Origin of the sequence: Flavobacterium gillisiae (assembly GCF_900107635.1) — a bacterium.
GTDB lineage: Bacteria > Bacteroidota > Bacteroidia > Flavobacteriales > Flavobacteriaceae > Flavobacterium > Flavobacterium gillisiae.
This window is the reverse complement of sequence record NZ_FNRD01000013.1, coordinates 99192-114083: the sequence shown is the minus strand read 5'-3', so window position 1 is coordinate 114083 and position 14892 is coordinate 99192. Positions and strand designations below refer to the sequence as shown.

Here is a 14892-nt window from a genome sequence, read left to right as displayed (position 1 = left end):
ATGATAAACACATTAAAAAAACTATTTGGCATCGGACCAAAAGTAGACTACGCCGATTTAGTAAAACAAGGAGCTGTAATTTTAGATGTTCGTAGCCCAGGAGAATACAAACAGGGACATATAAAAGGTTCGATAAATGCTCCATTAAATGATCTTTCGAGACATATTCCAAAATTAAAAAAAGACGCTACTATTATTACTTGTTGTGCATCAGGAATTCGAAGTGCTTCTGCAAAAAGCATCTTAAAATCGAGTGGTTTTGCACAAGTTCATAACGGCGGAGGCTGGAGTAGCTTACAAAACAAAATATAATGATTGTACAAAATCTATTAAATGATTGGCATTTCATGCGTTTTATCCGTCTTGCTCTTGGAGTTTATATCGGTATACAAGCGTTTCAAACCCAAAGCATTCTTTCAGGGCTTTTAGCCGGTTTTCTATTATACCAAGTCGTTACAAATTCTGGCTGCGGTGGAGCGAATGGTTGTTCAGTGCCACTGAAGAAAAAGAATAATGACACCGTGGAAGATGTCGAATATGAAGAAATAACAACAAAATAAATTAGAATTACAGCATATAAAAAGCCCCAATTTGGGGCTTTTTATTTTATTAAGGTTTAAAAATTAATACAAACAAATACTCGTATTGCATCATTAGTATTTGATTATAAAAACTATAAACCTTACAACAAATTAAATATTCAGATAAAATTTAGGCGTCCATTTTTAGAAAACCATTCCCTTGACAGTAAACAAACATCGGCACAACCAGCATAATATATAGCCACAGTGTTGTCGCTAATCATCTTCATTAGCTACCTGGCTTTTTCTCATAGGCCATAGCTCCATTACTATTAGGCTAGCAACTCGTACTATGTTTAAACGAACTTAATAAAATGGAATTATTCGTTTTGGTATTATTTATTAATTTAGTTGAGATAAGTAAGTCGTAAAACCACATCCTTCGAAAATACTAGAAACAGTATCCAAAGCTTTTGAGTTATGACCTTCCAACAGAAATTCTTTCTCTAAATTTTTATCTGTAGAGATATTGATGATTTCTACTATTTTAGAATGAGGAAAAATAAGATCAAAACTCAGTTGGTTGTTTATCGACGATGTAAACTCATCTTCATTTTCCATAATAATGATGATTTTTGCGGTAGCGACTTCTTTTATTTTTTCAACAACGACTGCATCATTGATACAAAAACCAGAAAGAATAATAATATCTGCTTCCCAACTGGCATTTACAGCACAATCCATTTTCTCAATATAGCCATGGCGATTGTGCGCCAAAAGACTTTCATGAATATCTGAAAGTGCTTTTTGGTTTTTATCGAATAATAAAAGTTGATACTGTTCAGATAATTCTTTGAGTACTGCAAAATTTCTTTTCTCAGCAGCACCAATAACGGCAATCGTTCTTACATTTTCCATTGTCCTTGTTTTTACTATTGCAAAACTACAGTAAGAAACAGCTTATTTCCATTGAGTTAGAACAAGAAATACCATTGATCTAAATCAATTTTATTTTCGAAGATTGATTTGTTTTCGCACCCGGCTTAGTGTTTCTGGAGTAAGACCAAGGTAGGATGCAATCATGTGCTGGGGTACACGCGCAATGATATCAGGATAAGAGATAGTGAGTTTTGTATACTTTTCTTCAGCGGTGGCTGTTAGTGCGGAGTTGACTCTTGTCTGCAAGGCGATATAGGCATTTTGCAACAAAAGCCTTTGGTAGCGTTCAAAAACCGGCAGTGCATCCATTAATTCCTCCCTTGCAGTCGCTGTTAACAACAACAGTTCTGAATCTTCAATAGCTTCAATCGTAAAGGTGGAATGCACCCCCATTAAAAAGCTCGATAAATCAGTAATCCACCAGCCTTCAAAAGCAAACTGCATAATGTGTTCCTGTCCTTTTTCATCGGTAGTATAGGAACGTAAAATTCCTTTTTCAATAAAAGCGTTATAGGTACAAACATCGCCTTCTAACAGCAAAGTCTGCTTCTTTCGTATTTTTTTTGGAATAAAAAAAGTCTTACACACCTCAAAATCGGCCTCGGTTAGTGTTACTTTATCTCCAATGCTTTTTGCTAATTGTTCATACATGTTCGCAAGATAATAATTACTGAATCAATTAAAAAAACCAATTGTAAAAAGGATCAACCTGTAAAAAGGAAATCCTTAAATAAATACTGCTGCAGCCTTTATTCCTTGTCAATTGTGCCACAAATAGCCCTAATAACAAAATCAAAAATCATTTGTCTTACGGCAAAATAAAAATTACCTTTGGCACAGTTTAACTTTTACACACAAAATGAAGCCTAACACACAACAATTAAAGGATTTAACTATCCAAGTCAGAAGAGATATCCTTCGAATGGTACATGCAGTCAACTCAGGTCATCCAGGTGGATCACTTGGTTGTACAGAATTTATGGTAACATTATACCAAAACCTAATGGACCGCAAAGAAGGTTTTGATATGGACGGAATTGGAGAAGATCTTTTCTTCCTTTCTAACGGACATATCTCACCAGTTTTCTACAGCGTTTTGGCAAGAAGTGGTTATTTTCCAGTTTCGGAATTAGCTACTTTCCGTCTAATCAATTCAAGACTACAAGGACACCCAACTACTCACGACGGTTTACCAGGAGTTAGAATTGCATCTGGTTCTCTTGGACAAGGTATGTCTGTAGGTATTGGAGCTGCTCAAGCTAAAAAACTGAACAATGACAATCATTTAGTTTACACCCTTCATGGTGATGGTGAATTGCAAGAAGGTCAAAACTGGGAAGCAATCATGTATGCATCTGCAAAAAAAGTAGACAACCTTATTGCTACAATCGATTTAAACGGAAAACAAATTGATGGAACAACAGACGAAGTATTAGCAATGGGAAGTATCCGTGCTAAATTTGAAGCTTTTGACTGGGATGTTATTGATATCAAAGAAGGTAACAGCATCGAAGCAATTATCGCAGGAATGACAGAAGCAAAATCTAGAACAGGAAAAGGAAAACCAGTTTGTGTGCTATTGCATACTGAGATGGGTAATGGAGTTGACTTTATGATGCATACTCATGCATGGCATGGTAAAGCACCTAATGATGCACAACTAGAAACTGCATTTGCTCAAAATCCAGAAACCTTAGGTGATTACTAATAAGTAAAAAGATACTGAAATAAATTCAGCATAAAATGAAAAAATATACAAATACAGGAAGTAAAGATACTCGTTCAGGTTTTGGAGCGGGAATGACTGAATTAGGTCAAAAGAATGAAAACGTAGTTGCACTTTGTGCTGATTTAATTGGGTCGTTAAAATTTGACGATTTCAAGAAAAATCACCCAGAGCGTTTTTTCCAAATTGGAATTGCTGAAGCAAACATGATTGGAATTGCAGCTGGATTAACTATTGGAGGTAAAATTCCATTCACAGGAACTTTTGCTAACTTTTCTACAGGAAGAGTATATGACCAAATTCGCCAATCAGTAGCTTACTCTGAGAAAAACGTAAAAATCTGTGCTTCACACGCAGGTTTAACTTTAGGTGAAGATGGTGCAACACACCAAATTCTTGAAGATATAGGATTAATGAAAATGTTACCAGGAATGACTGTAATCAATACTTGCGATTACAATCAAACTAAAGCGGCTACATTAGCACTTGCTGATCATCACGGACCAGCTTACTTACGTTTTGGACGTCCAGTAGTGCCTAACTTCATGCCAGCTGACGAGCCATTTGTTATTGGAAAAGCAATCCTACTTAGCGAAGGAGCTGACGTAACAATCGTAGCGACTGGACATTTAGTTTGGGAAGCACTTATTGCTGCTGAAGCACTAGAAGCAAAAGGAATTTCTGCGGAAGTAATCAATATACATACGATCAAACCATTGGACGAAGAAGCAATTCTGAAATCTTTGGCTAAAACAAAATGTATCGTTACTGCCGAAGAGCACAATATCCTTGGTGGTCTTGGCGAAAGCATATCAAGAGTATTAGCATTGAACAATCCTGCTCCACAAGAGTTTGTTGCGGTTAATGACAGCTTTGGAGAATCAGGAACACCTGAACAATTAATGGAAAAATACAAGTTAAACAATCAAGCAATTGTTGAAGCTGTAGAAAGAGTTATTAAAAGAAAATAATTCACATACATATCCAAAAAAAAATCCCATTCGCTTAGAATGGGATTTTTTTGTTTTCAGTGTATACTTAATTAATGACAGGTTTTATCTAAATGCCTTTTAATTCTTGCCGTGTTACTTGTATTACCATCACAACTTGGAATAGCAGCAAAAGGATAAACAACACCATTATTTGTAATTTCGATTCTTGTACCGTAACCATCTGCATCATCATCGACATCAAAAAAGTTAGGAATCCCATCGCCATCAGTATCATCAGGATTCACAACACCAGTGGCTAAAATTCTCATATAACCATCTCCATTTAAATCCTCCAAGTATGATGGTATACCATCACCATCCTGATCCAATCGCTGTAACTCATATAGCTTAAAGCTAAAAACTAAAGGTGCATAAGGTGGAATAGCAGCACTTCCAGAGGCAAAATATCCTAATCCTGAAGGAATAAACATAATCCCTGCCCCAAAATCATTATACGCTACTGTTCCATCTGCTTTTGTAGTGTAAGTTCCCGTTTTGAACTGTGGGAAAATCTCGCTCCAGCCAGCAATAACGCTATACAAACTTAACATTTGTTGAGGGTACTTCACTTCTTCAAACTGCGTCGCGGTTAATGTAGTAACGCTTGATGCCAATGTTTGCTCTAAATAATCACCTTTATAAGATGCTAAAACGGCATCTACATTACAAGGCGCAGTACCAGTTCCTTCTCTTAGTACTAAATAATATAATTTATAAGTAATATCGTGCAAAGATACATCTCTACTTAGCAATTTAGGAAAAGTTGTTTTGCCTTTATAAGACATTACGGAAGGTTGAGTTCCTCCAACAGGAATCTTAGTAAATACCACATCCTGATCATCAGAAGAACCAGGCTTATCTGAAACCGTTATATAATAGGTATTCAAATATTCTTCAATATCAGTAATATCAGTAGCATATTGTACTGCGTAGTCTCTAGGAGGTGTAATTTCAGTAGTATCATTCTTCGAACATGAAAATAAAGAGAGGGTTGTAATTGATAAAATAAAATAATACTTAAATTTGTTCATTATAGCTGATTTTTAAGTGCGCAAGATACAATATTGATTGATTTTTGTAAACAATTTAACTCTGATTTTAGAATTTTTATGAGAATAGATAAATATTTATGGTGTGTCCGATATTACAAGACTAGAAATATGGTAACAGAAGCATGTAAAAAAAATCATGTTACTGTAAATGGACTTGTAGCAAAACCATCAAAGGAGGTTTTTCCTACTGATAAAATCACGTTCAGAAAAGACCAGATTACACAAATCATTACGGTTTTAGATATTCCAGAAAGCCGTTTAGGTGCGAAACTGGTTGATATGTATCGAAGAAATGATACTCCAGCCGAAGCCTACCAGCATCTAGAACTGTTGAAATTATCAAAGGAGCACTATCGAAAAAATGGTACCGGAAGACCTACCAAGAAAGACAGAAGGGATATTGATGAGTTTGGAAATGAAATCAAAACCGACGAAGAGCAAGAGGACTAGTCTTAACGCTATTACTCTTCAAAAACTAAACTTTAAACTAAAAAAATGAGCAAAAATATCATTTTAACGAATCAAGAAATTGAACATAAAATAAAAAGAATAGCCTACCAGATCTATGAGACCTTTGTCGATGAAGATGAAGTTGTTCTTGCAGGGATAGCAAGCAATGGATTCGTTTTTGCAGAAAAAATCGCCAAAGAACTACAAAACATTGCGACCTTAAAAGTTTCGCTATGCGAAGTTAAAATCAACAAGGTCAACCCAGAATTACCTATACACACTTCTTTGACAAAAGAAGAATACGCAAACAAGGGCCTAATCCTTGTCGATGACGTCCTAAGCTCGGGCACGACCTTAATCTACGCCATAAGACACTTTTTAGACGTTCCCTTGAAAAAATTCAAAACAGCAGTTCTAGTAGACCGAAATCATAAGAAGTATCCAGTAAAGGCTGATTTCAAAGGAATCTCTCTATCCACGTCTCTACTAGAGCACGTTCAGGTTGTTTTTGATGAAAACGAAAATAGTTATGCCTATTTAAGCTAAAATCGCAACAATATCCAGAACTGTTTGATCGACAGTTTTATCATCTACAGTAACTTTATGTTGCGCCTGATTGTAATAATAGCTTCTTTCAAAAAGATGCACAGCAATAAACTCCTTCATCTCCTCTTCATTTTTATTGGCGATAAGGGGTCTTTTGCTTTTATTAACGACAAGTCGATTGAATAAGGTCTCAATTGACGCTTTCAGATATATAGAAACTACATCATCCCGATTTAACAACTCATGGTTATTCGCATAACAGGGAGTTCCGCCACCAAGACCAATTATCATTTGCCCGGGAGCGTCTAATAATTCAACAAACGCTTCATGCTCCATCTTCCTAAATTTGATTTCTCCGTGCTGTTCAAAAATAGCATTTATAGTCAAACCCGCTTTTTTTTCAATATATGTATCCAAATCGACAAATGGTTGCCCATTGATTTTCGCTAGTGTTTTAGCGATTGTTGACTTACCGCAACCCATATAACCTAATAATATAATTTTCTTCATAGAATAAAACCTTGTAAACTAAGACGTTAAAATTTATTGTTAAAAAAAGACAAATTTAAAGCAAAAAACTTTGGAAAACATCAAATAAAGTCCTTATATTTGCACCCGCATTCAAGCAATGAAATACAAGACTCGATAGCTCAGTTGGTAGAGCACATCACTTTTAATGATGGGGTCCTGGGTTCGAGCCCCAGTCGGGTCACAATTAAGTGATCAACACCTAATATTTCAAATTGAATGCAATGACTCGATAGCTCAGTTGGTAGAGCACATCACTTTTAATGATGGGGTCCTGGGTTCGAGCCCCAGTCGGGTCACAAAAGGTCGAGTAATTTATTACTTGACCTTTTTTATTTTCAGGCCACGTGGAGAAACGGTAGACTTGCCAGCTTGAGGGGCTGGTGCTCGCAAGGGCGTGTGGGTTCAAATCCCACCGTGGTCACTATTAGTATTGATTTCATTGGCTTAACGCCTTTTTTAGTCAACATTTAGTCAACAAATACAAAAAACGCCTTATTTCTTATGATTTAAGGCGTTTCTTTTTGTGTTACTTTATATTACTTAATACAAGTCTACTTTACTCTACTTTATGCTATTTAATTAATTTAATGAATTTAATGAATTACATAATCATTAAACGTTCTAATGTACCACTAGGAAAACTATCGGCTAATTTAATCCTCTTTTCAAGTTTTAAATATCGCTTTGTAGGTTTACCGCTGTAATGCGTTTTAAAGTACTTCTTATATCTTTCTGAATAAACGGCATCAGGAACAAAGGCTTTATCGAATACGGCTGTTAAGCTTCTCCATTTCTTAGATTCCGTTTGCTTTTCGTATATCATATTAAACGCTGTACGATGCAAAAACATTCCACTATCTAAATATAGCTTTCTACAAAGTTTGTGTGTTACAGGGCATTTAAAATAGTACAAATATCCTTTACCTAAGTTTGAAGGAACTTCGATAATTTTAACTTTATAATTTTTTGGCTCTCCACTTGCTATGTAATTTAATACAATGTATTTTTCAAATTCTAAGAAACTAACTTCGATATTGATTTTAGAGTGTGTGTCTCCGTTTCTGCTCCAGCTAATAACTCCAGACTTACAACCTCTCTTTAAATATTCCCACTCTTTTAATTTGGTCATACTGATTGTTAGACAATCATCAACGGTTTTATTATAATTTGCTGGTCGTGGCATAGTTTGTATTTTTCTGTGAAACCTAAATTACTAAGGAATATCGAAGTATAAATATAATTTATTAAATCCTAAAACAGCATTGTTTTTGATTATATTTGTATTGGTTTTATACAATGCCTGTGTAATACTATTTGAACAAAAAAAAGGCATTCCATTGCGGAGTGCCTTTTATGTTTTTTATACTAAATCCAAAATCCTACCAACCATCATTAGAAACAGATACTATGCTATTTTCAATATTTACCATTGTTGATTTTATTTCTTTTTCAAGATTTGTATTTAGCTCTTTAAAAGATTCTTTATTAGCTTCTTTAACTAGCTCTCTTTTTTTCTCGCCAATCAAACCTTGTTTCAAAAATTTTTCCATTACTTCATTAAACTCATTAACTTGGGTGTCTATATTGCCATTAAGGTTTACGCATCTAAAATTTAAATCATCATAGCCGTAGTCTTTCTCGGATGCAATATTAACCAAAGTATAAATTACTCTGTATTTATTGTCTTTAATGTTTATTTCTATCGTGTGGTTGTATTTTACAGTGGAATATTCTGGAATATTCTTCATATTAGGACATAGGATTTTTGTAGAACTTTTTTGCTGAACCTCATTAATTCCTTTTATAATTATAGTGCCTGATTCCAAATCATTCATTTGAATGACATTCTTTGAGGAATTATAATTTATCGCAATCCATTTATTAACTGATGAGAATATTTCAGATTTTGTCTTATCTTTTGCCTCAAAGACTCCCGTTATACTCTTAGCTTCGTTTGTAAATTCTTGTGCGTTTATTAATCCAGTAATAAGCAACAATATTAATGCTGTTTTTTTCATAATTTCAATTTTTAATTCTATACAATAAACAACTTAACCCTAAATAAAACAACACCCACTTTTAGTGATATTTTAAATCAAATAAAAGGTATTCTGTTTAGGTTAGTTTTTTTGATTTACTTTTTTTTTTAAAATTATTCTTCTACTGCGTGACTTCCTGTTATTTTATAGTCTTTATCCATAGATACAATGTCATTGTATAACTCTTTCGCACCATACGAATTATTTGCTCGGTATTTATGACTTATTGTATAGTACAGAAATTTATCCTTTGGCTCATTGTCAAATTGTTCGTGTGTCATTCCCTTTGATTCATAAACTTTTATTTTTTTCTCTACCGTTACAGTGTCTAAAATCTCAATTGAAATTTTTTCATAACTTGCTGGGTCTTTAAAATTTGTTTTAACATGTTCAGAAATACTTTTTTCAAAAGGGGATTCTTTAGCACAACTAAAAAGCATTACTAAAGCTAAAAGGGAAAATAATTTTTTCATAATTTTTTTATCAAATCTAATATTAATACCAGCATTACTATTACGGTTTTCCTCATTTTTAGTAATTTATTCAAAATCAATCTCAGGAAATTTATATTTTTCTTTCAATTCACCCGTTGAAATTGGGGTTTCGTTAACCTCATCAACTTCGTGAAACCTTAAATATTCTCGAAAGAAAAGTTCGCCTCTGTCATTCGCCTGTTGTATGTCAATTTGATTGAAAATACTATTTTGTATATCAGTATCAAAAATAGTATTCAAGTCATTTATAATAGGTATTTGTTGAGTTGAAAGCTTTGGATATAATTCGTTAAACTCGTTTGCCCTATTGGTTTTATTTTCTATATCCATAATATTAAGCAATTCCGTTTTTATTTCATTCATTAAAAATTCATTTCGACTAAGTCTAATATCAGTTTTAAAGCCTGTAATATCAATTAATATAAAAAGCATTTGTTTTGCCTTTGGTCTATTGTTTACTAATCGATTAAACGCTTTTAGTTCCCTTTCATAAACCTTAATTTTCTTTTGTACAAATGCATTTTGTCGTTGTTTTGGTAACGATAATGACTTAATAGTAACATCCTTTATACTGCTATTATAAAGGGTGTTACTGCTAACTTGTTTTCGTTGTTTTCTGTGGTGTCCTGTACATATTAAATTATAGTACTGAACTATTGCAAAACTCAATTTATTCAAATCTTTACGGCCTTTAAAACTTAACTCATAAATATAACCAAAGTCATTATTACTTATACGCTCCTCTAACAAATCAAATAAATCTTTGTAGTTGCATTGAATATTAACCAGCTTTTCGGCTTCGCTTCTTGCTGTTATAAAATCAATATTTCTTTTAAAGTTCATATTTTCAGTAACATTCCAATTTCTACTTTTTGAAATTAAAAATGTAGAATTCACTTGTTTATACTTTGAATATAAAGCACGAACATTAAAAATGTAATTTGAATTTTGGCGAATATGTTGTAGTATAAAAAGTCTTTCAAACGGTTGTAACGGCCTGTTATTCAATGTTCTCAACGTGCTAAACATAACGTTGCAACTACCTATAAATCGGCTGTAATCGGCTGTATAGTCGTTTAAATTATAACTCGCGCTATGATATTCATATTTACCTAAATAAAATTTAAAGCCGTTTGCTATTCCTTTAATTTCGGGTTTTTTATATTCGACTTTTGAAATTAGATTTAATCCTTTAGGTATCGAATTGATATAAGCAAACTTTAACCGTTTCGTACCAACTGCAAAACTTTCTTTAACCTGTGGGCGGTTTAATTCCTTAATCCCAAAATCGCAATTTGGCGGAACTTGTAAAAGTTGCGGTTTGGTTTTATCATCTATAAATATAATTGCATCGTGTAGCCTCGCACCTTGTTTTAAATCATTCTTAGTTACAAAATTTGTAATCGCCAAAGCTTCATATTCTGTCATAGAGAAAATAAATTTTCTGTTACTGTTGTGTGTTAACGAAATAAGCTTTTCGCATTGTTGAGGTGTATAACCACATTCAATAAAAAAGGCGGTTGTTTCCTGTTTGCTTTTATATTTCCCACTATTGCAAATGGTATTAAATAAAATCTTTGCTTCGCCTCGTTTGATTCCTTTTGATTTCATCAAATTATTATAAACGTGGTCTTTTAAAGTTGCTCCAGCTTTTATGTCTAAGAAAGTAGGGAACGCGCTCTTAATATCACATTCAATAATTTTAAACGGTGCTAATGGTCTTAATTGCCGTGAAGTCTTAACCAAAGGATTATATTCCCTATCATCTTTTATTGAATTCTTAAAATTCTTAGTTGGTAATTTCAATTCATTACATACTAAAAACAATATACCGTAATACCATTGATTAACCAATGTGAAACCATTTATAGGAATACGTTTTTCTTTTCTACTGTCTATATCATTATATTTTTTTTCTAAATAATTTTGATCAAATTTATAGTTGTCAGTTGGTAGCTTTTCGCCTGTCTTTATGTAGTGATTTACATAGTCAATATGCTGGTGGTGGCCAAAATATTGAGAATTAAAAAACCAAGCACTTTGTATAATTAACCAGCAATGTTTAAAATAAGGTGCGTCTTTCATTGTACAAAAAACTACATCTATTTCGTGAATTGCGGTGTATGGTGTCAGGTTGTTTGCATCGAGAAAACCTTTAACCATTTCGAGCGTATAATATTCGTTTTTTATTTCATCCGTGAATATCTCAGAATAAAAATAAGCCATTGCCAAAAGTGTTATCTCTGAAAACGGAATACCGCTGTTGTTCTTATTATCGCCTTTCAAATTATTTAAAGCATTAATAAAAACAACGTCGATATTGTCCGAAATACGTTTTTGTATGTCGGTCTTTAAATTAGAATTATTAAAAAAATCTAACTTAATCCATTCAGCAATATAGGTTTTTGACACGGCTGGTGTTGTTGCCGTGTTCATTACCTATTCTTTTTTATTTGCTTTGAATAAAAATGTATTGGTAGTCAATAAATGTGCGCGGTGTCCTGTGAATTTACAGTATACTTTTTTATCTGACTGCTCCAGCAAACCTTGTTTTTCTAGTTGGCGTTTATACCGACACATTGCCTCGATATTCAATTCAAAGGCGGTGCAAATCGCTTTTTTTGTTTCGGGATTTACCTTTAATGCTTTATAGAAAATAGTTGTTTCGGGAAGTGTTTTAAAAAATGAATAATCACTAATGTAAAATTTCAAAACGCTGGTTCTAACAAAGTCAATGTGCTGTTGTGCCTGTGTGTTCCTATTTTTCATAATATTAATGATTAATAGGTTTCACGGCTTCCAATACTTCTACCTTCTTATAGTAGACTTTGTTTCCTATGCCGTAGCTTTTCAGCTTACCGCTTTTTGTATGCTTCCAAAGTGAAGTTTTATTGAAAGATAATAATTTGCAAACCTCATCCCTTGTGAGTAATGGATTTTCGGTTTCTTTTGACTCTGTTGCTGTTTGAGTTTCAAACAATGGTTTTAGAGCTTCGGCTAATTGCTCTATTGTGTAGCCTTGAATTAAAATTTGTGAAGTCATTGTACTTACTATTTAAAGTGAAGTACAAATGAATCTTAGGGTATTTTTAGGGATTCCCTAAATCGTTTCATCTAAGTTGAAACCAATGTTTATAAGCTGTTTTTCAACTTTTTTTACTGTCTTATCAGTATTCAAAGGATTATTTTTTTGGCCAGCATCTTTACTAATTATTGGATTTATAGCCGACTGAATTGTTGTTGCTTTTTCTCCTGTAATAGCACTTAAAGCACTAGCCAAACCATTAATTGAAATATTATTTTTCTTTCTTAAAAAATCAATAACTCCTAGCTTTTGTAAATAGATTATTTTTTCTGTGGCTGTTGAGTCGCTTAAATCTAGTAAAGACTCAACTAATTTATTGACAATAATTCCTTTTTGCTCAATTTTTAAAATTATCTTATCAAGTTCGATTTCAAAAATTTCTTTTTTATCAATCAATGGAATCAAAAACAAATCATTACAATATGTATGCATATCAAAACCTCCGAAAACAATGTTTTTGCTAGTTCCAAATGCCATTTCATTATTAATTGCTTCAATATTTTTTTTCAATATTTTATATCTATCCCTTAATTTTGGATGCCTATTTATAAAATATTCAATATTTATTTTTTTTTGATATTCTAAAATTTCATCAAAATGTTTAAAAACAGCAATCCGAACAAACCTTTCAATAAAATTTATTAAATAATCATTAATTAGCTCTTTGTTTTTTATCGGCTCAAAATCAAATAAATATTGGTCATAACTTTCTAGTAGATTATTTTTTTTAAGGTCATCATTTAATACTTCAATTTTATTTTTAAGCATATTTAACGCATAAACATACTCTGCAAAATATTTATCTTTTTTTAATGTTCTTAAATATGCTTTTATCCTATTCATATTGTTTTCAATTATAGGGTATTTAAATCTATCGTCGAAAGATTCAAAATTCGTCATATTTAATTTTTCATAATCAAATAATGATTTAAAAATTTCAAGTTCTATTTTATCAATTCTGTTAATTAACATTTGAATATGGTTTATTTAATGCCTGTGTTTCTTATAACCTCCATTTGAGGTGTTTTTTCTCTAGGTGCTAATTTACTGAAATATTCAAGCATTTGATATGCATTGTCATAAGTAGTTTTTCCAATATAAGAAAGAAACATCCGCTCTGAGCCGTGAGCCGTTATATTCATTAATACAGGTGTTGGAATACGTCCGTAAAAATTAGTAGCAAAGGAACGTCTGCAAACGTGGGAACTTATCAATTCGTGTTTAAGGAACACTTTCTTTATTGTTGGTGCGTTGTTTTTTTCTTTCTTGCGTCCTGTTGTCGGCTCTATCAGTCCAGCAATTTCGCAAACGTCTTTTAGATACTCGTTAAATTTAGTTAAAGAAATTTTATAAGGCAAACCATTTTCAATTATTTCAAGTGCATCAGGTAGCAAAGGAATTGCAACAAGTTTGCCTGTTTTTTGTTGCTTAAGTTCGATTATTTTAATACCGTTTAACTCTTTTATATTTTTATCAGTAATATTCAACAAATCGCCTCCACGTTGCCCAATTAAACAACCTAACAACAACCATTTGCGGGTGTTTATTAAAGCTTCACGCATTAAGGTTGTATTTTTTATTAGTTCCTGTTCTGCTTCACTTAAATAAATAATCTGTTCGGGCGGTTTCTGTTCAGAAAGTCCTTTAATATTTTTTATCTGTGTCGAGATTTCAATATCATTCTTTGAAGCATCGAGGCAAATGGTTCTAATGTTTGCAATGTTCTTACCTACATAATTAGTTGAATATCCTTTTCCAAATAACCAAAGTTTATAATCTTCAACAAATTTCAAATTAATATTTTTAATTAAAACACTTTTACCTTTCAGCACTGCATCCTGATAGCGTATAATGGTTTTTTTGAATAGTCTAATATTGGCAACACGTCCAGCACTCAAACCCAGTTCTTTTTTTTGGTTTTGTTTGTATGGTGCATCATCTATGTATTTTTGAATATAGTTAGTTAAAACATCTAATTCCACAATGGGTGTTTTATTGTTGAATATATCAATTTGTAGTTGTAGCCAATCGCCTGTAAGCTCTATTCCCTCACTTATTGCATTGTTATAAGCTGTATCGAGATGTTTTGCCAAATCATCGAGTTTATAGTTTAATCCTTTTAAATCTTCATTTCTTAAAATTGGCTGTGCTTTTTTCTCGTTCCAATCTTTAGCATCAATTATTAAACCCGTTTTTCGTTTTAGGTTTATAGTTCGGCTTATGGAATAACGAACATAAATATTTGAACTGTCCGTTTTGCTTTGAAGTATGAATTTAATAGTTGCCATTTGTAGTAATTTTTGAACAGTATAAATGTAATCAAAAATAATAGTTAGTCAACATTTAGTCAACATAAAGCGAATTATTACGAATTATTACAAATTATTACGAACTGATATTTTAACAATCCCTTTATTAACGGCACTTTATGGAAATTGTAGTTCCGTGATAATACACGGGCTTAGTTCCCACCGTGGTCACGAATAAAAAGAAATGCTTTTAAAATAATCAAGCTTG

18 protein-coding genes and 3 tRNA genes are annotated in these 14892 nt (G+C 32.6%); 9 read left to right on the top strand and 12 right to left on the bottom strand.

The window, feature by feature from the left end:
- Together BLV35_RS16225 and BLV35_RS16220 are read left to right on the top strand one after the other, a co-directional pair.
- Window positions 1-312, top strand: coding sequence for a rhodanese-like domain-containing protein (locus BLV35_RS16225; RefSeq protein ID WP_091092660.1), 312 nt, complete (start codon window positions 1-3; stop codon window positions 310-312).
- Window positions 312-560, top strand: coding sequence for a hypothetical protein (locus BLV35_RS16220; protein WP_091092654.1), 249 nt, complete (start codon window positions 312-314; stop codon window positions 558-560). Before BLV35_RS16225 ends, BLV35_RS16220 begins: the two co-directional genes overlap by 1 nt.
- Before the next feature lie 363 nt (window positions 561-923).
- Here BLV35_RS16220 and BLV35_RS16215 read toward each other — a convergent pair whose 3' ends face one another.
- Both BLV35_RS16215 and BLV35_RS16210 read right to left on the bottom strand, forming a co-directional pair.
- The gene (locus BLV35_RS16215; RefSeq protein ID WP_091092651.1) at window positions 924-1439 is read right to left on the bottom strand and encodes a hypothetical protein; all 516 of its coding nucleotides are present in this window, start codon (window positions 1437-1439) and stop codon (window positions 924-926) included.
- A 90-nt stretch (window positions 1440-1529) separates the two neighbouring features.
- A complete protein-coding gene (locus BLV35_RS16210) occupies window positions 1530-2111 on the bottom strand; it encodes a Crp/Fnr family transcriptional regulator (RefSeq protein WP_091092650.1) in 582 nt (193 codons plus the stop codon).
- A gap of 208 nt (window positions 2112-2319) precedes the next feature.
- Between BLV35_RS16210 and BLV35_RS16205 the strand changes: the two genes are divergently transcribed.
- Together BLV35_RS16205 and BLV35_RS16200 are read left to right on the top strand one after the other, a co-directional pair.
- The gene (locus tag BLV35_RS16205; protein WP_091092647.1) at window positions 2320-3168 is read left to right on the top strand and encodes a transketolase; all 849 of its coding nucleotides are present in this window, start codon (window positions 2320-2322) and stop codon (window positions 3166-3168) included.
- 35 nt (window positions 3169-3203) lie between these two features.
- A complete protein-coding gene (locus tag BLV35_RS16200; protein ID WP_091092645.1) occupies window positions 3204-4157 on the top strand; it encodes a transketolase family protein in 954 nt (317 codons plus the stop codon).
- A 71-nt stretch (window positions 4158-4228) separates the two neighbouring features.
- Here the strand turns inward: BLV35_RS16200 and BLV35_RS16195 are convergent, their stop codons facing one another.
- Window positions 4229-5209 carry a BamM family beta-barrel-assembly machinery protein gene (locus BLV35_RS16195; protein WP_091092642.1) on the bottom strand — a complete coding sequence of 327 codons (981 nt, stop codon included), beginning with the start codon at window positions 5207-5209 and terminating at the stop codon, window positions 4229-4231.
- Window positions 5210-5287: 78 nt separating this feature from the next.
- Between BLV35_RS16195 and BLV35_RS16190 the strand changes: the two genes are divergently transcribed.
- Together BLV35_RS16190 and BLV35_RS16185 are read left to right on the top strand one after the other, a co-directional pair.
- The gene (locus BLV35_RS16190; protein ID WP_091092640.1) at window positions 5288-5680 is read left to right on the top strand and encodes an RNA-binding S4 domain-containing protein; all 393 of its coding nucleotides are present in this window, start codon (window positions 5288-5290) and stop codon (window positions 5678-5680) included.
- 45 nt (window positions 5681-5725) lie between these two features.
- Window positions 5726-6226: a phosphoribosyltransferase family protein gene (locus tag BLV35_RS16185; protein WP_091092637.1), complete on the top strand. Its 501-nt coding sequence runs from the start codon at window positions 5726-5728 to the stop codon at window positions 6224-6226.
- On the opposite strand, the gene BLV35_RS16180 is transcribed toward BLV35_RS16185, so the two are convergent.
- On the bottom strand, window positions 6218-6736 hold the full coding sequence (locus tag BLV35_RS16180; RefSeq protein WP_091092635.1) for a shikimate kinase: 519 nt from the start codon (window positions 6734-6736) through the stop codon (window positions 6218-6220). The genes BLV35_RS16185 and BLV35_RS16180 overlap by 9 nt on opposite strands.
- A gap of 129 nt (window positions 6737-6865) precedes the next feature.
- On the opposite strand from BLV35_RS16180, the gene BLV35_RS16175 reads away from it, so the two are divergent.
- The 3 genes from BLV35_RS16175 (at window position 6866) to BLV35_RS16165 (ending at window position 7178) form a co-directional block, all read left to right on the top strand.
- Window positions 6866-6938, top strand: a tRNA-Lys gene (locus BLV35_RS16175).
- Between the two features lie 42 nt (window positions 6939-6980).
- A tRNA-Lys gene (locus BLV35_RS16170) sits at window positions 6981-7053 on the top strand.
- Window positions 7054-7095: 42 nt separating this feature from the next.
- Window positions 7096-7178: transfer RNA gene (locus BLV35_RS16165), tRNA-Leu, on the top strand.
- Window positions 7179-7358: 180 nt separating this feature from the next.
- Here BLV35_RS16165 and BLV35_RS16160 read toward each other — a convergent pair.
- From BLV35_RS16160 to BLV35_RS16125, 8 genes are all read right to left on the bottom strand, one after another.
- On the bottom strand, window positions 7359-7940 hold the full coding sequence (locus tag BLV35_RS16160) for a hypothetical protein (RefSeq protein WP_091092632.1): 582 nt from the start codon (window positions 7938-7940) through the stop codon (window positions 7359-7361).
- 196 nt (window positions 7941-8136) lie between these two features.
- Window positions 8137-8775, bottom strand: a complete 639-nt coding sequence (locus BLV35_RS16155; RefSeq protein WP_091092629.1) for a DUF4468 domain-containing protein — start codon at window positions 8773-8775, stop codon at window positions 8137-8139.
- A gap of 134 nt (window positions 8776-8909) precedes the next feature.
- The gene (locus BLV35_RS16150; protein ID WP_091092627.1) at window positions 8910-9269 is read right to left on the bottom strand and encodes a hypothetical protein; all 360 of its coding nucleotides are present in this window, start codon (window positions 9267-9269) and stop codon (window positions 8910-8912) included.
- A gap of 66 nt (window positions 9270-9335) precedes the next feature.
- On the bottom strand, window positions 9336-11726 hold the full coding sequence (locus BLV35_RS16145; protein WP_091092624.1) for a hypothetical protein: 2391 nt from the start codon (window positions 11724-11726) through the stop codon (window positions 9336-9338).
- Between the two features lie 3 nt (window positions 11727-11729).
- Entirely contained in the window at window positions 11730-12059 is a 330-nt protein-coding gene (locus BLV35_RS16140) for a hypothetical protein (RefSeq protein ID WP_091092621.1), read from the bottom strand.
- A gap of 4 nt (window positions 12060-12063) precedes the next feature.
- Window positions 12064-12333 carry a helix-turn-helix domain-containing protein gene (locus BLV35_RS16135; RefSeq protein WP_091092619.1) on the bottom strand — a complete coding sequence of 90 codons (270 nt, stop codon included), beginning with the start codon at window positions 12331-12333 and terminating at the stop codon, window positions 12064-12066.
- A 57-nt stretch (window positions 12334-12390) separates the two neighbouring features.
- A complete protein-coding gene (locus tag BLV35_RS16130; protein ID WP_091092617.1) occupies window positions 12391-13347 on the bottom strand; it encodes a hypothetical protein in 957 nt (318 codons plus the stop codon).
- A gap of 11 nt (window positions 13348-13358) precedes the next feature.
- Entirely contained in the window at window positions 13359-14663 is a 1305-nt protein-coding gene (locus BLV35_RS16125; protein ID WP_091092614.1) for a phage integrase SAM-like domain-containing protein, read from the bottom strand.
- Window positions 14664-14892 lie beyond the last annotated feature (229 nt).

Excerpts from the sequence above, each read along its gene's own strand:
- BLV35_RS16225 (WP_091092660.1), top strand. The coding sequence starts at position 1 with ATGATAAACACATTAAAAAAACTATTTGGCATCGGACCAAAAGTAGAC.
- BLV35_RS16220 (WP_091092654.1), top strand. The coding sequence starts at position 312 with ATGATTGTACAAAATCTATTAAATGATTGGCATTTCATGCGTTTTATC.
- BLV35_RS16215 (WP_091092651.1), bottom strand. The coding sequence starts at position 1,439 with ATGGAAAATGTAAGAACGATTGCCGTTATTGGTGCTGCTGAGAAAAGA.
- BLV35_RS16210 (WP_091092650.1), bottom strand. The coding sequence starts at position 2,111 with ATGTATGAACAATTAGCAAAAAGCATTGGAGATAAAGTAACACTAACC.
- BLV35_RS16205 (WP_091092647.1), top strand. The coding sequence starts at position 2,320 with ATGAAGCCTAACACACAACAATTAAAGGATTTAACTATCCAAGTCAGA.
- BLV35_RS16200 (WP_091092645.1), top strand. The coding sequence starts at position 3,204 with ATGAAAAAATATACAAATACAGGAAGTAAAGATACTCGTTCAGGTTTT.
- BLV35_RS16195 (WP_091092642.1), bottom strand. The coding sequence starts at position 5,209 with ATGAACAAATTTAAGTATTATTTTATTTTATCAATTACAACCCTCTCT.
- BLV35_RS16190 (WP_091092640.1), top strand. The coding sequence starts at position 5,288 with ATGAGAATAGATAAATATTTATGGTGTGTCCGATATTACAAGACTAGA.
- BLV35_RS16185 (WP_091092637.1), top strand. The coding sequence starts at position 5,726 with ATGAGCAAAAATATCATTTTAACGAATCAAGAAATTGAACATAAAATA.
- BLV35_RS16180 (WP_091092635.1), bottom strand. The coding sequence starts at position 6,736 with ATGAAGAAAATTATATTATTAGGTTATATGGGTTGCGGTAAGTCAACA.
- BLV35_RS16160 (WP_091092632.1), bottom strand. The coding sequence starts at position 7,940 with ATGCCACGACCAGCAAATTATAATAAAACCGTTGATGATTGTCTAACA.
- BLV35_RS16155 (WP_091092629.1), bottom strand. The coding sequence starts at position 8,775 with ATGAAAAAAACAGCATTAATATTGTTGCTTATTACTGGATTAATAAAC.
- BLV35_RS16150 (WP_091092627.1), bottom strand. The coding sequence starts at position 9,269 with ATGAAAAAATTATTTTCCCTTTTAGCTTTAGTAATGCTTTTTAGTTGT.
- BLV35_RS16145 (WP_091092624.1), bottom strand. The coding sequence starts at position 11,726 with ATGAACACGGCAACAACACCAGCCGTGTCAAAAACCTATATTGCTGAA.
- BLV35_RS16140 (WP_091092621.1), bottom strand. The coding sequence starts at position 12,059 with ATGAAAAATAGGAACACACAGGCACAACAGCACATTGACTTTGTTAGA.
- BLV35_RS16135 (WP_091092619.1), bottom strand. The coding sequence starts at position 12,333 with ATGACTTCACAAATTTTAATTCAAGGCTACACAATAGAGCAATTAGCC.
- BLV35_RS16130 (WP_091092617.1), bottom strand. The coding sequence starts at position 13,347 with ATGTTAATTAACAGAATTGATAAAATAGAACTTGAAATTTTTAAATCA.
- BLV35_RS16125 (WP_091092614.1), bottom strand. The coding sequence starts at position 14,663 with ATGGCAACTATTAAATTCATACTTCAAAGCAAAACGGACAGTTCAAAT.